We start from the raw sequence: 13,779 nt of genomic DNA on the forward strand, positions 1-13,779 counted from the left end.
CTGCCGGACGCCATCCCTGTCCGGCAGGGCGCTACGACCGGCGGACCGCCGGTATGCAACTCCATCCACATCCGGGGGGATCGTGACCCGATCCGTGGCCGTCAGGCACGGATCGCGCATGGAGAAAGGCGCAACAACCATGACCTCAGTGCAGGTCGGCAAGCACAGCGACGGCAATGGGGCCGCGGGAGGCACTCCCGAAGAGGGCTACGAGCGCGGGCTCGGCAGCCGTCAGGTCCAGATGATCGCAATCGGCGGCGCCATCGGCGTGGGCCTCTTCCTGGGTGCGGGCGCGAACATCGCGAAGGCCGGACCCAGCCTCATCCTCATGTACGCCCTCGCCGGCGTGATCGTGTTCTTCATCATGCGGGCGCTCGGCGAGCTGCTCCTGTACCGGCCGGTGTCGGGCTCCTTCGCGGAGTACGCCCGCGAGTTCCTCGGCCCGTTCTTCGGGTTCGTGACCGGGTGGACGTACTGGCTCATGTGGGTCGTCACCGGCATGGCGGAACTGACGGCCGCGGCGATCTACGTGAACTTCTGGTTCCCGCAGGTCCCGCAGTGGGTGACGGCCCTGGTCTTCCTGGTCGTCCTGTACCTGGCCAACCTGATCTCGGTGAAGATCTTCGGCGAGATCGAGTTCTGGTTCTCGATGGTCAAGGTCACCGCGCTCGTCGGCATGATCGTGATCGGCCTCGGTGTCGTGACCCTCGGCTTCAGCCAGGCCGGTGACACCGCCGCGGTCTCCAACATCTGGGCCCACGACGGCATCTTCCCCAAGGGCATCGGCTCCAGCCTGATGACCCTCCAGGGCGTCATGTTCGCCTACCTCGCCGTCGAGCTCGTCGGTGTCACGGCGGGCGAGTCGGAGAACCCGGAGAAGACCCTTCCCAAGGCCATCAACACGCTGCCGTGGCGGATCATCGTCTTCTACGTCGGTGCGCTCAGCGTGATCCTGATGGTGGTCAAGTGGACCGAGTTCGAGGCGGGCGTGAGCCCCTTCGTGGCGGCCTTCGCGAAGATCGGCATCCCGGCGGGCGCGGCGATCGTCAACTTCGTCGTCCTGACGGCCGCGCTGTCGTCCTGCAACTCCGGCATGTACTCCACGGGCCGCATGCTGCGGGGCCTGGCGGCCAACTCCGAGGCGCCGAAGGCGCTCGGGAAGCTGAGCTCCACCAAGACGCCGGCCATCGGCATCACCCTCTCCGCCGCCCTGATGGGCATCGGCGTGGTCCTCAACTACGTCGTCCCGGAGAAGGCCTTCGGTTACGTCACCTCGGTGGCCACCGCCGCCGGCATCTGGACCTGGCTGATGATCCTCGTCAGCCACATCCTCTACCGCCGGGCGGTCGTCGCCGGCCGCCTGCCGGCCTCGTCCTTCCCCGCCCCGGGCGGCACCGTGTGCAGCTGGATCGCGGTGGCGTTCCTCCTCATGGTGACCGTGCTCATCGCCATCGACCCCGACAGCCGCGTCTCGCTGTACGTGGGCGCCGGCTGGGCCGTGTGCCTGGCGGTCGGCTGGGCCGTGCTGAAGACCCGCACCCCGCAGGTCGCGGCGGACGCGGCCACCGGTGGCGAGCAGCCGCTGGAGCCGGCGGGCCGCCCGCGCGGCTGACGCCCGCGCGCGACGCACGAAGGGACGCCCCGGCCGGGATGCCGGGGCGTCCCTTCGCCGTTCCCACCCCGGGCCCGGGCCCGGGGCGGCACCACGGCGCAGCACCGCCCGCTGAACCGGGCGCCGTTCGCCTGACCCGGGCCGCCCGCAGGACCGGCACCGCCCGCAGCATCCGCATCGCCCGCGAAGCGGGTCGCCCGCGGAACCGGCACCGGTCGCCCGGCCCGGGCCGGCCGCAGGACCGGCACCCTTCGCCGAAGCCGTGCCGCCGCACCGGACGCCGTTCGCCGGCCCCGCGCCGTCCGCCGGCCCGCTCGTCACGCCGACGGGGCCGTCATGCCCGGAGCCCCGTGCGCGGGCGGTCGTGCCACCACGGGCCGCCGGCGCCGCGCGGCGGTGTCAGGAGCGCAGCTCCTTGTGTCCGCCGCCGCCGCTGATCATGATCTTGCGCGGCTTGGCCTGCTCGGCCACCGGGATCCGCAGGCTCAGGACACCCGCGTCGTACGTCGCCTCGATGCGCTCCGTGTCCAGGGTGTCGCCCAGGACCAGCTGACGGGTGAACGTGCCCGTGGGCCGCTCGGAGATCACCATCTCGGCGCCCTCCCCGGCCACCGGCCGGCGCTCCGCCTGCACGGTCAGCACGTCCTTCTCGACGCTCAGGTCGACGGTGTCCGGGTCCACGCCCGGGAGGTCGAACACCACCCGGAGTGCGCCGTCCTCGCGCCAGGCGTCCATCGGGACGGCCGAGCGGCCCGCGCCGCCGAACATCTGCTCGGTCAGGCGGTCCAGCTCACGGAAGGGATCGGTGCGCAGCAGCATCTTGGGTCGCCTCCTCGTCGTGTGCCGTTGCGGCGCTGTCAGCTTCCGACGAGACCTTTATATACCGCGCCGAAGGCAAGTTGACAAGACAACGCTCAACTTACCTGCTGCCCCTCGGGCGCCTCCCGGGCGAGGTCGCCCAGATCGGTGAGCGCGGCCTCCACGGCGCGGTGGAAGGTGGGGTACGCGAAGAGCATGTGGCGCAGGCGCGCGACGGGCACCTCCGCGTGCACCGCGACCGCGAGCCCGTAGAGCACCTCGCCGCCCGCCGGACCGGCGGAGGTGGCGCCGACCAGCACCCCGCGATCGGCGTCGGCGACCAGCTTGACCAGTCCCTCGTTGCCCGCCTTGTGGATCCAGCCGCGCGTCGAGGAGGGCACCTGCGCGGTGCCGGTCCGCACCCGCAGGCCCCGCTCGCGGGCCTGGTGCTCCGTCAGCCCCACCGAGCCGACCTCCGGGTCGGTGAACGTGACGCGCGGCAGGGCGCGGTAGTCGGCCTCGGGCCCCGGCTCACCGAGGAGGTCGCGGGCGACGATCTCCGCCTGGTACATCGCCACGTGCGTGAACGCACCGCGCCCGGTCACGTCGCCGATGCCCCACACGCCGTCCGCGCCGGCCGCGCGCATCCTCCCGTCGACCTCCAGCGCCCGCGCGCCCGCCACGTCCAGGCCCACCGTCTCCAGGCCGAGGCCGGCCAGCACCGGGCGCCGCCCGGTGGCCACCAGCAGCCGCTGCGCGCCGAGTTCCTCGCCGCTGTCGAGGGTCAGCCGGAACGTGCCGTCCCCGTACCGCACCCGGGTGGCGCGCGCCCCCGTCAGCACCATGATCCCCTGCCCGCGCAGGACACCGGTGACGAGCGCGCTCGCCTCGGGCTCCTCGGGGGGCAGCAGCCGGCCCGCCGCCTCCACGACGGTCACGGCGGTGCCGAAGCGGGCGAACGCCTGGGCCAGCTCCAGGCCGACCGCACCGCCGCCGAGCACCAGCAGCGATCCGGGCGCCTCCTCGGCGGCGACGGCATCGCGGTTGGTCCAGTACGGGACGGTGTCGAGGCCCGGCACGGGCGGTGCCTGCGGGCTGCTGCCGGTGGCGACGACGATCCCGCGCCGCGCGGCGAACACCGTGCCGTCGGCCTCGACCCGGCCGGGCCCGCTCAGCCGGGCGCGGCCGCGGACGAAGTGCCCGCCCTTGCCGGTGAAGCGGTCGACGGCCGCCCGGTCGTTCCAGTCGTCCGTAGCCTCGCCCCGGATCCGGGCGGCGACCTGGGCGAAGTCGGGTGCCGCCTCGGCCGTGCCGGCCATGCCCGGGACGCGCCGGGCCTCGGCGAGCAGATTGCCCGCGCGGATCATCATCTTGCTGGGGATGCAGGCCCAGTACGGGCACTCCCCGCCGACCAGCTCGGCCTCCACCCCGACGACGTCGAGCCCGGCCTCGGCCAGCCGCCCGGCGACGTGCTCCCCGGCCACGCCCATCCCGATCACCACGACGTCCGTGTCCCGCGCCATGCGGCACCTCCTAGGTCAGCTCTGCGAAGGTCTCCACCGCCCGGGTGCGGCCCGTGACGACGATGACGTCGCCCCGTTCGATGACCGTCTCGGCGGTGGCGTACGTGAAGTCCTGCCCCGGGCGTTTGATGCCGACGACCGTGACCCCGTACCGGCTGCGCACCTGGCTCTCGCCGAGGGGAACGCCGGTGGCGCGGAGCGGGGCGACGGTCTTCGCCAGCGCGTAGTCGTCGTCGAACCGGATGAAGTCGAGCATCCGCCCGGTCACCAGGTGCGCGACCCGCTCGCCCATCTCGTGCTCGGGCAGGACCACGTGGTGGGCGCCGAGCCGTTCGAGGATCCGGCCGTGCTGGCGGCTGACGGCCTTGGCCCAGATGTGGGGCACCCCGTGGTCCAGCAGGTTGGCGGTGATCAGGATGCTCGCTTCCATGGCGTGCCCGATGCCGACGACCGCCCGGGTGAACTCGTGCACGCCGAGCTGGCGCAGCACCTCGGGGTCCGTGCAGTCGGCGGCGGCGGCGTGCGTGATCAGCGCGCTGTGCTGCTGGACGAGGCGCGGGTCGGAGTCGATGCCGAGGACGTCCCAGCCGCGCCGGGTGAGCTCGTCGGCCAGGGAGCTGCCGAAGCGGCCGAGGCCGATCACGGCCACGCGCCGGTCGCCCGGCGCGGCGTGCGGCGTTCGCGGGGCGGGCCGTTCGCGCCGGCGCCGGCGCCAGGGGGTCGGGTGGTCAGCCAATGACGGGTCGCTCCTCGGGCAGGTGGTAGCGGCGGGTGCGCTCGCGCAGGGCGAGGGCGGAGACGAGGGTGACCGGGCCGAGCCGGCCGACGAACATGAGCAGGACGAGGATCAGCCGCCCGGGGGTGGTGAAGTCCGCGGTGACGCCGGTGGTCAGGCCGGCGGTCCCGAACGCGGCTACCGTCTCGAACAGCACCGCGTCGAGCGGCATCCCGCTGAGGGTCTGCAGGGCGAGCGTGCCGGTGACGACGAGTCCGACGCCGAACAGCGCCACGGTCAGCGCCTGGCGCAGGGTGTGCGGCGCGAGCCGGCGGCCCATCGCCTCCGAGTGGGGTTCGCCGCGCACCTCGGCGAGCATCGCCACGGCGAGCACGGCGAAGGTGGTCACCTTGATGCCGCCGGCGGTGCTCGCGCTCCCGCCGCCGATGAACATCAGGATCGAGGTGAGCAGCAGCGTGGAGGACTCCATCGCGCCGACGTCGACGGTGTTGAAGCCGGCCGTACGGCTCACCGCGGAGTGGAAGAAGCCGTTCAGCGCCCGCTCCCACCCGTCGAGCGGCCCGAAGGTGCCGGGATTGTCCCACTCGAACAGGCAGGTGAGCACGGTCCCGGTGACCAGCAGGGCGGCCGAGGTGAGCAGCGTCAGCTTGGTGTGCAGCGACCACCGCCGCCGTCCGGTGGTGCGCCGCGTGCGGCGGTGGCGCAGCAGCTCCAGGAGCACCGGGAAGCCGATCCCGCCGATGATGACGGCGGTCGCGACCGGCAGCGTCACCCACGGGTCCCGGGCGTACGGGACGAGGTTGTCGGGGCGCAGCCCGAAGCCGGCGTTGTTGTACGCGGACACCGCGTGGAAGAACCCCAGGTGCACGGCGGAGCCGACGCCCTCGCCGTACGCGAACCGCAGCCGCAGGGCCAGCACGGCGCCGGTGGCCAGCTCCACGACCAGCGCGCACAGTGCAACGCCGAGCAGGACCCGGCGCACGTCGCCGATGCCGAGGCTCCTGGTCTCGGCCGCGGCGGTCAGCTGGAGCCGCAGGCGCAGCCGGCCGGAGACGAGGAGCGCGAGCAGCGACGCCAGCGTCATGATCCCGAAGCCGCCGATCTGGACCAGCGCCAGGATGACGCCCTCGCCGAAGCCGCTCCAGTAGGTGCCGGTGTCCACCACCACCAGTCCGGTCACGCACACGGCGGAGGTGGCGGTGAACAGGGCGGTGACGGGGTCGGTGGCGCGGCCGTCCGCGGTGGCGAGGGGCAGCGCGAGCAGGCCGGTGCCGGCCACGACCGCGACGGCGAACGCGAGGACGACCGTACGGGCCGGGTGCCGGGTGAAGAGCGCGTGGCGGGGCCCCCGCGCCACCCGCCCGGCCCGTCCCGCCGCCTGTCCGGCCCGTCCCGCCGCCTGTCCGGCCCGTCCCGTCGCCTGTCCGGCCTCCACCGCCTCCGCCCGCCGCGTCAGTAGAGGATCGAGGGCAGGTAGGAGCCGGCCGGTTCGTTGTAGAACCCGATGGTCATCAGGCTCAGCAGCTGCACCACGCGCAGACCGTGGGCCAGGCACCACCGGAGCAGGGCGCTGTCGCGGGCGGGGACGAGGATGCCCGGTCCGCCGAAGGCCTCGGCCGCGCCGATGAGCGCGCGGACGTCCTCGGCCGTGTCGCCGACGGCGTGGGCGAAGAAGGCGAGGTCCGTGGCGTAACCGGTGACGCGCCCGTCGTGCTCGACGACGCGGGCGGTGCCCCGGGCGAGCGCATCGGCGAGTTCGCCGTGGCGGTCGGTGCCGTGGACCCTGCGGCACAGGTCGTCGCAGGCGGCGAGGTCCGCCTCCCGGGCGGGGCGTACCGCGTGGCCGGGAACGGTGACGCCGATCGGCGGGCCCTGCAGGCAGACCACCGTCTCGCGGAAGGCGAAGCCGAGGCCGGCGTACAGCGCGAACGAGCGGGAGTGGTAGCCGCTCTGGAGCAGCCGGATGCCGGGGGCGTTCCGCTCGGCCGCCCGGTCCATGACGTGGCGCATGAGGCGGCGGCCGATGCCGCCGTCCTGGACGGCCGGGTCCACCGTGACGGGGCCGACGCCCGCGACGGGGGAGCGCTCGTCGAGGAAGTTGCTGCCCACGATCCGTCCGTCGAGCTCGGCGACGACGCTGTGGAAACCGGGATGGCCCAGCAGCATCACCATCGTGTCCTCGGCCTCCTGGACACTGGCGAAGTCGGGCGGGAAGCCGTGCTCGTGGGCGATGGCATGGAAGGCCTCGTAGCAGATCCGGCCGCACTCGGCGGCGTCCTCCGCCCGCCCGGGACGCAAGGAGAGGTCCACGGCCGCACTTCCTTCCGGTCCGGATGCGCCCCCGCTCGTTCCCATCAAACGCCGGGCGGACGGACCCCACAAACGGTGTTCACCCCACCGCGACCGTCAGCAGCGCGCCCCACACGATCGTGACGACGGCCAGGCCCAGCATCACCGTGCGGACCACCTCCTCGCCGGAGGGCCCGCGCAGCCGCCGGCACCGGTCGCACGCGTGCGTGCCGTGGGGCGGCCCGTCGAGCCAGTACGCCCCGAGGAGCGCGGCGTGGGCCGGGGACGGGGACGGGGCCGCCGTCTCCCGGGACGGGTCCCCCGCCCCGGTGCCGGCCCGGCTCGCCCCGGATTCCGCCCGGGGCGCCGCCTCGTCCCGGGCCCGCTGCCGCGCCTGCGCGGCGTCCGCCGGCTCCTGTGTCCGTGTCTGCGTCTCGAAACCGCTCACACCCCGGAAACGACCCGGCCCCGGAGCAAAATACGCGCACCGCCATCACTGCAACCAGATCGTCATGATCGTCGCAGGTGGTGAAGTTTTACCCTGCGCGCGCCGGGGCGCCCGCCCGCGGCCGCCCGCCGGTGGCGCGGCTCCGGCGCGTACCGGGCGCGATCCGGGCAAGGACCCGGCACGGCGTCGGGCGCGGACCCGGCACGGGTCCGGCACGGGTCCGGCACGGCCTGGGCGCGGATCCGCCGGGGGCGTACCCCTCGGCCGGGCCGGCGCCCCCGGTATACAGTGCGACGATCATCGTGGAATTTCACCACTTGGGGGGCCTGTCATGGCGCTGTTCGGAAATGCGCACACCATCGACCCGGCGACGGCGCAGCAGGACTACGCCCGGCTGCTCGGCAACGGCGAGCAGGTGCACGCCGCGTTCCTGCTGATCCGGGACACCATCCTCTTCACGGACCGGCGGCTCATCCTCGTCGACAAGCAGGGCATCACCGGCAAGAAGGTGGAGTACCACTCGATCCCGTACCGGAGCATCACCCACTTCGCGGTGGAGACCGCGGGCACCTTCGACCTCGACGCCGAGCTGAAGCTGTGGCTGTCCGGGAGCGCCGCGCCGATCCAGAAGACCTTCACCAAGGGCGTCGACATCTACGAAGTGCAGGCGATCCTCACCCAGTTCGTGGCGCGCTAGCGAGCCGGGCGGGGGACCGCCGGGCGGGCCAACCCGGGCGCGGGGCGGTACGCGCCGCGGGCGCCCGGGCAGGCATGGCGGCATGCCCCTGCTCATCGGCACCTCCGGGTGGCAGTACAAGGACTGGCGCGACGTGCTGTACCCGGCCGGGCTGCCGCAGCGGCTGTGGCTGGAGGAGTACGCGCGGCACTTCGCCACGGTGGAGAACAACAACGCCTTCTACCGGCTGCCCACCACGGAGGTGTTCGCCTCCTGGCGTGAGCGCACCCCCGAGGGGTTCGTGATGGCGGTCAAGGCGAGCCGCTACCTGACCCATCTGAAGCGGCTGCGCGAACCCGCGGAACCGGTGGCGCGGCTGATGGGCCGGCTGGAGGGGCTGGGGGACCGGACGGGTCCGGTCCTGGTGCAGCTCCCGGGCAACTTCCCGGTGGACGTCCCGGCCCTGGAGGCGTGCCTGCGGTGCTTCCCCGCCACGGCCCGGGTGGCCGTCGAGCTGCGGCACACGTCGTGGTGGGAGGCCGAGCGCGAGCTGCGGACGGTGCTGGAGCGGTACGGCGCCGCCCTGTGCTGGGCCGACCGCCGCTCCCGCCCGGTGACACCGCTGTGGCGGACGGCGCCCTGGGGGTACGTCCGCTTCCACGCCGGCCTCGCCGACCCGCCCCCGCGCTACGGGCGCCAGGCACTCGCCTCCTGGGCCCGGCGCATCGCCGGCACGTGGACCGACCAGGACGACGTGTACGTGTACTTCAACAACGACGCGGGCGGCGCGGCCGTCGTGGACGCGGCCGCGTTCGCCCGCGCGGCGGCCGCACTGGGCCGCACGACGACCCGTACGCCGCCGGCGCGCCGGGAACCGCCACCCCGGCCGCCGCAGGGCTGATCCACCGTCATATCCATTCCCGGCGGCGGACGGTCACTCAGGCCGTGAATGGCCGCCCCGAGGCAACGCATCGCGCCCGCACGCCCTCTTCCGGCTCGACAGACGCATCCCCCACGAAAGGACGCATGGTGCGTACGAGCCACGCCAGACGCGCGACCCTGGCCATATCCGTCATCGGTGCCGTACTGGCGCCCGCCGCGCCCGTGTTCGCGGCCGGGGCGCCGCCGCTGGCCGACCTGCGGGCGGACGTGAACCGGGACGGGCGCGTGGACGTCGCCGGCACGACGGACACCGCGGGCGAGGACACCTGGACCGCGGCCCGCGGCGCGGTCGTCCTGCCCAACATCGACGACGACACCAAGCGCTGCGCGACCACCGGCCCGGGCGGCAAGCCGCTGTCCGACGCCCGCCTCGCCGCCTGCAACGACGCCTCCGACACGCGGGTGAACGGCACCGCCGACGCCGCCGACCTCGCCCGGGTGCGCTCCGTACCCATGAAGGACCTGCCCGCGTCGGCCACCGGCACCCCGAAGATCGTCGCCGGGGCGGCCCGCACCCGGGTGTTCGTCAAGCGCGCCGGCGGCTGGGACCGGGTCAAGGGCAACACCCGCCTGACCGCCGCCGAGCTGCGCTCCGGCGTGGAGTTCGGCGTCGAGGTCACCGATGTCATCCGCGACACCGCGGTGTGGGACGGCCGCGCGGTCCTGCGCCTGTCCGTCACCTCCGGCGGGCGGACCGCCTCCGACGACGTCACCCTCCGCGTCGCGCCGCTGCTCACCCACCACCACCTCCAGAACGCCCAGCAGGTGATGGTCACCAAGGTGCCGGGCAAGGACCCCTACGCCCGCCGTCAGCAGGCGTTCGTGCAGGGCCTGGCCAAGGAGGCCAAGGCGGCCGGCATCACCAGGCCGCTCGTCACCTTCGACAAGTACCAGGACATCTGGGCCCAGGACTTCGTCGAGCCGGGTTACGTCAGCATGACCGGGCCCGACGGGCGCCGCCAGGTGATCCGCGTGATGCTCCGCTCGGCGCAGCCCGACCGCGAGTCCGGCCGGGAGCTGTTCGAGAAGCTCCGCGGCAACGGCGTCGGCGTCGTCCAGGTCTCGGGGGTCCGCGACTCGGAGGAGTGGACCCTCAACTCCATGGGCAACCTGGAGACCGTTCCGCCGTACGCCCACGGCGGGCGCTCCTTCCCGGCCGGGCGCATCATCATGGGCGAGCGCAAGGACGACGGCTCCAAGCCCGCCCACGCGATGCGCACGCTGCTGAAGTCACAGGGCTTCCAGGAGCCGCTGTTCCTGGACACCTCGTGGCTGCACGTCGGCCACGTCGACGAGTTCGTGCAGTTCCTCCCGGCGCCGGGCACCGCCCGCGGCTGGCGGATCGGCATCGCCGACCCGGAGGCCGGGCTGAAGCTGCTGCGCGACGCGCAGAAGGCAGGGCACGGCTCGACGCGGATGTTCTCGGTGCCGGGCAGCAAGGACGTGCCCGCCCCGAAGGAGACCATCGCCCAGGCGCTCGCCTCCAAGTGGCTGGTCACCGACAACACGATGGCCGCGCAGCGCATCAGGGCCAACCTGGAGATCCTCAAGCGCGAGACCGGTGTGACCGACGCCGAGGTCGTCCGGGTGCCCGCGCTGTTCACCCGCGGCACCGAGGAGGGCGAGCGGGGCGCCCGCGTGCCCCGCCTGAAGCGCATGGGCGCGGGCGACCTGCCGGACGCGGTCGACGAGTACGGCCAGCAGAAGCGGCTGCCCCGCGAGGGCGAGCGCGCCGCGGGCCCGGCGACCGTCATGACCAGCGCGTACGTCCCCGGTGCGGTCAACGGCGTGCTGCTCGGCCGCGACCGGTACCTCGCTCCGAAGCAGTGGGGCCCCGTCATCGGCGGCAAGGACGTGTTCACCGCCGCCGTGAACGCCGCGTACACGCGGGCCGGACTCAAGGTCGCGTACATCGACGACTGGGAGACCTACCACCTGGGCATGGGCGAGGTGCACTGCGGGACCAACACCCTGCGGGACGCCTCCGGCGCCTGGTGGAAGCCGTAAGGGGACGGTGACGTGACGCCCCGTCTGCTTCTAGGCTGACCGGATGAAGCCTGTGACCACACCCCGGACGAAGCCCGACCGCCCCGAGCCGGAGCCGCTGCTGCGGCACGTCGTCGGTGACGCCCTGCGCCGAGAGCGCCTCGCCCAGGGGCGCACGCTGCGCGACGTGGCCGACGCGGCACGGATCTCGATGCCGTACCTCTCGGAGCTGGAGCGCGGACGCAAGGAGGCCTCGTCCGAGGTGCTCGCGGCCGCGGCCGGGGCGCTGGGCCTGGGTCTGGGAGACGTGCTCTCGCTGGCCCAGCAGGAGCTCGCCCGGTCCGTGCCGCGGGTCACGGCGGCGACGGCACCGGCGCGCGCGTCCGTCAGCCACCGCGCCCAGGTCTGCCTCGCGGCCTGAGCCGGCACCGCGGGAGGGCCGGCCCCCGAGCGGGCCCGGTACCCGGCGGGAGGCACGGCACCCGGCGGAAGGGCCCGCACCGCGGGAGGGGACGGGACCCCGTCCCCTCCCGCGTCGGTGTCCTCCTCCCGGCGGGCGGGCGGCCCGGGCGGCGCCTCAGCGGACCGGGACGGGGCACGCCATCAGCAGGGCCACGTCGTCGTGGTCGCCGGCCTGGCGCAGCTCGCGCAGCAGCCGGTCGCATGCCTCCTCCAGGCCGCTGCCCCCCAGGGTGGCCAGCAGCGCCAGCAGGGCTTCGAGACGGCTGTCGATGTCGTCCTCCCGCGTCTCGATCAGCCCGTCGGTGTAGAGGACCAGCCGGTCGCCCGGCTCCAGGTCCACCGTCACCTCGCGGAACGGGATCCCGCCCACCCCCAGCGGCGGCGCGGTGGGCAGCTCCAGCAGGACGGGCTCGCGGCCCCGGCGCACCAGGACCGGGGGCAGGTGCCCGGCCGTGCACAGGCGGCACCGGTGCCGGTACGGGTCGTACACGGCGTACACGCAGGTCGCCAGTGACGGCTCCATCCCGGCGCTGATCTCGTCGAGGTGGCGCAGCACGCCGGCGGGTTCCAGGTCGAGCCGGGAGAGCGTCTGCGTGGCCGTGCGCAGCCGTCCCATGCTGGTCGCGGCGTTGATGCCGCTGCCCATCACGTCCCCCACCACCAGGGCCGTCCGCCCGTCGGACAGCGGGATGACGTCGAACCAGTCGCCGCCGACCTCGCTGCCGGGGCCGGCCGGCTGGTAGCGGGTGGCCACCTCCAGCCCGGTGAGGTCGCCCGGCGCCTCCGGCAGCATGCTGCGCTGGAGCGTCAGCGCGGTCTCCCGCTGCTGCCGGTACAGCCGGGCGTTGTCGATGCACACCGCCGCGCGGGCGGCCAGCTCGCAGGCGAGCAGCGTGTCGTCGTCGCTGAACGGCATGGGGTTGCGGGCCCGCTTCAGGTCGAGCGCGCCCAGCACCTCGCCGCGGGCGATCAGCGGCACCGCCAGGTACGAGTGCACGCCGGCCTCCGCCAGCAGCTCCGCCGCCCGGCGGTCGCGCGCCACGCACGACAGGGCCTGTTCGTCGAGGTGCGCCTCCCGCACCGGCTTCGCGGTGCGCACGCACCGGGTGACGAGCCGGTCGGCGCCGTAGCGGGCGAGCTCCCCCGGCGGGTCGGCCGCGTCCACGGCGACCGTCGGGTACGCCGCCGAGACGGCCAGGGCGCGGAAGACGGCGGTGGCCTCTGCGCCGGACGTGATCCGGTTCGGCCGGCCTTCCAGCACCGTGTCCAGCACGTCGACCGCGGCGACGTCGGCGAGCTGCGGGACGGCTACGTCGGCCAGCTCCCGGGCGGTCTGCTCCAGGTCCAGCGTGGTCCCGATGCGCACCGAGGCGTCGGCGACCACCGCCAGCCGGTCCCGCGCCCGCTCCGCCTCCGCCGTGGCCCGGTACCGGTCGGTGACGTCGACCACCGACACGGCCAGCCCGATCGGCCGGCCCGCCACGTCGTCCAGCCGGTACATCGACACCGACCAGGCGTGGTCGTGCTCCGGATCGGCCGGGGCCCGCCCCACGACCTGCCGGTCCAGCACCGGCACACCGGTCTCCAGCACCCGCCGCATCGCCGCCTCGGTCCGTACGGAGTCGATGAACGGCAGCACCTCCCCGACCGTGCGGCCGAGGTGGTCCTCCGCGCCGACGCCGTCGATCCGCACCAGCGCCGCGTTGACCCCCACGTACCGCAGGTCCGGGCCGAGGACCGCCAGACCGATCGGCGACTGGTCCACCAGCCGTACCGACAGGGCCAGGTCCCGCTCCACCCGGCGCAGCGTCTCCCGGTCGGTGGCCAGCCCCAGGGCGTAGAAGTCGCCGAGGTCGTCCAGGAGCCGCATGTTGCGGAACTCCAGCCGCCGCGTGGTGCCGTCCTTGCGCCGTACGGGGAAGACACCCGCCCAGCTCTGCCCGGTCGTCATCACCTGCTCGAAGAGGCGCAGCACCAGCGGCAGGTGCTCCTCGCCCACCAGCAGCCGCGCGGCGTACTGGCCCAGCGCCTCGTGCGCGCTCCAGCCGACCAGTTTCTCGGCCTGCGGGCTCCACAGGACGATGCGGCCCTCCGCGTCGATCACGATCGCGGCCACGCCGAGGACGTCGAGCAGGCCGCCGGCCGGCGAAGGCCCCACCTCCGCGCCGTCGGCCGCTTCCCGATCGGCCCGCAGCTCATCCGCACCGCCCATGCCACCCATGGTCCCCCCAGACCCGCGGCGACCGCAGCCGGTGCGCCACCGCCCGGCGGGCGGTACCCCCCGCCCGGGGGGCGCCGGGGAAGGGG

General features: G+C 74.2%; 12 protein-coding genes. 5 read left to right on the forward strand and 7 right to left on the reverse strand.

The window, feature by feature from the left end:
* Positions 1-139 precede the first annotated feature (139 nt).
* Positions 140-1,612 (forward strand): amino acid permease, encoded by a 1,473-nt coding sequence (locus tag ACIA79_RS17905; protein ID WP_399429241.1) that lies wholly within the window; start codon positions 140-142, stop codon positions 1,610-1,612.
* Between the two features lie 399 nt (positions 1,613-2,011).
* Here the strand turns inward: ACIA79_RS17905 and ACIA79_RS17910 are convergent, their stop codons facing one another.
* From ACIA79_RS17910 to ACIA79_RS17935, 6 genes are all read right to left on the reverse strand, one after another.
* Positions 2,012-2,431 (reverse strand): Hsp20/alpha crystallin family protein, encoded by a 420-nt coding sequence (locus tag ACIA79_RS17910; protein ID WP_399429242.1) that lies wholly within the window; start codon positions 2,429-2,431, stop codon positions 2,012-2,014.
* A 95-nt stretch (positions 2,432-2,526) separates the two neighbouring features.
* Positions 2,527-3,933 (reverse strand): dihydrolipoyl dehydrogenase family protein, encoded by a 1,407-nt coding sequence (locus ACIA79_RS17915; RefSeq protein ID WP_399429243.1) that lies wholly within the window; start codon positions 3,931-3,933, stop codon positions 2,527-2,529.
* A gap of 10 nt (positions 3,934-3,943) precedes the next feature.
* Positions 3,944-4,669 (reverse strand): potassium channel family protein, encoded by a 726-nt coding sequence (locus tag ACIA79_RS17920; RefSeq protein ID WP_399429244.1) that lies wholly within the window; start codon positions 4,667-4,669, stop codon positions 3,944-3,946.
* Entirely contained in the window at positions 4,662-6,104 is a 1,443-nt protein-coding gene (locus ACIA79_RS17925) for a TrkH family potassium uptake protein (protein ID WP_399429246.1), read from the reverse strand. Before ACIA79_RS17925 ends, ACIA79_RS17920 begins: the two co-directional genes overlap by 8 nt.
* Positions 6,105-6,121: 17 nt before the next feature.
* Complete coding sequence (locus ACIA79_RS17930) at positions 6,122-6,979, reverse strand: GNAT family N-acetyltransferase (protein ID WP_399429247.1); 858 nt, start codon at positions 6,977-6,979, stop codon at positions 6,122-6,124.
* Positions 6,980-7,058: 79 nt separating this feature from the next.
* Positions 7,059-7,406: a hypothetical protein gene (locus tag ACIA79_RS17935; protein WP_399429248.1), complete on the reverse strand. Its 348-nt coding sequence runs from the start codon at positions 7,404-7,406 to the stop codon at positions 7,059-7,061.
* Positions 7,407-7,737: 331 nt separating this feature from the next.
* On the opposite strand from ACIA79_RS17935, the gene ACIA79_RS17940 reads away from it, so the two are divergent.
* The 4 genes from ACIA79_RS17940 (at position 7,738) to ACIA79_RS17955 (ending at position 11,431) form a co-directional block, all read left to right on the forward strand.
* Positions 7,738-8,103, forward strand: a complete 366-nt coding sequence (locus tag ACIA79_RS17940; protein ID WP_399429249.1) for a PH domain-containing protein — start codon at positions 7,738-7,740, stop codon at positions 8,101-8,103.
* Positions 8,104-8,185: 82 nt separating this feature from the next.
* The gene (locus tag ACIA79_RS17945; protein WP_399429250.1) at positions 8,186-8,983 is read left to right on the forward strand and encodes a DUF72 domain-containing protein; all 798 of its coding nucleotides are present in this window, start codon (positions 8,186-8,188) and stop codon (positions 8,981-8,983) included.
* Positions 8,984-9,108: 125 nt separating this feature from the next.
* Positions 9,109-11,031 carry a protein-arginine deiminase family protein gene (locus ACIA79_RS17950; protein WP_399429252.1) on the forward strand — a complete coding sequence of 641 codons (1,923 nt, stop codon included), beginning with the start codon at positions 9,109-9,111 and terminating at the stop codon, positions 11,029-11,031.
* A gap of 43 nt (positions 11,032-11,074) precedes the next feature.
* On the forward strand, positions 11,075-11,431 hold the full coding sequence (locus ACIA79_RS17955) for a helix-turn-helix domain-containing protein (protein WP_399429253.1): 357 nt from the start codon (positions 11,075-11,077) through the stop codon (positions 11,429-11,431).
* Positions 11,432-11,587: 156 nt separating this feature from the next.
* Here ACIA79_RS17955 and ACIA79_RS17960 read toward each other — a convergent pair whose 3' ends face one another.
* Positions 11,588-13,684, reverse strand: coding sequence for a SpoIIE family protein phosphatase (locus tag ACIA79_RS17960; RefSeq protein ID WP_399429255.1), 2,097 nt, complete (start codon positions 13,682-13,684; stop codon positions 11,588-11,590).
* Positions 13,685-13,779: the final 95 nt, after the last annotated feature.

This window comes from Streptomyces sp. NPDC051310 (genome assembly GCF_044455245.1).
Lineage (GTDB): Bacteria > Actinomycetota > Actinomycetes > Streptomycetales > Streptomycetaceae > Streptomyces.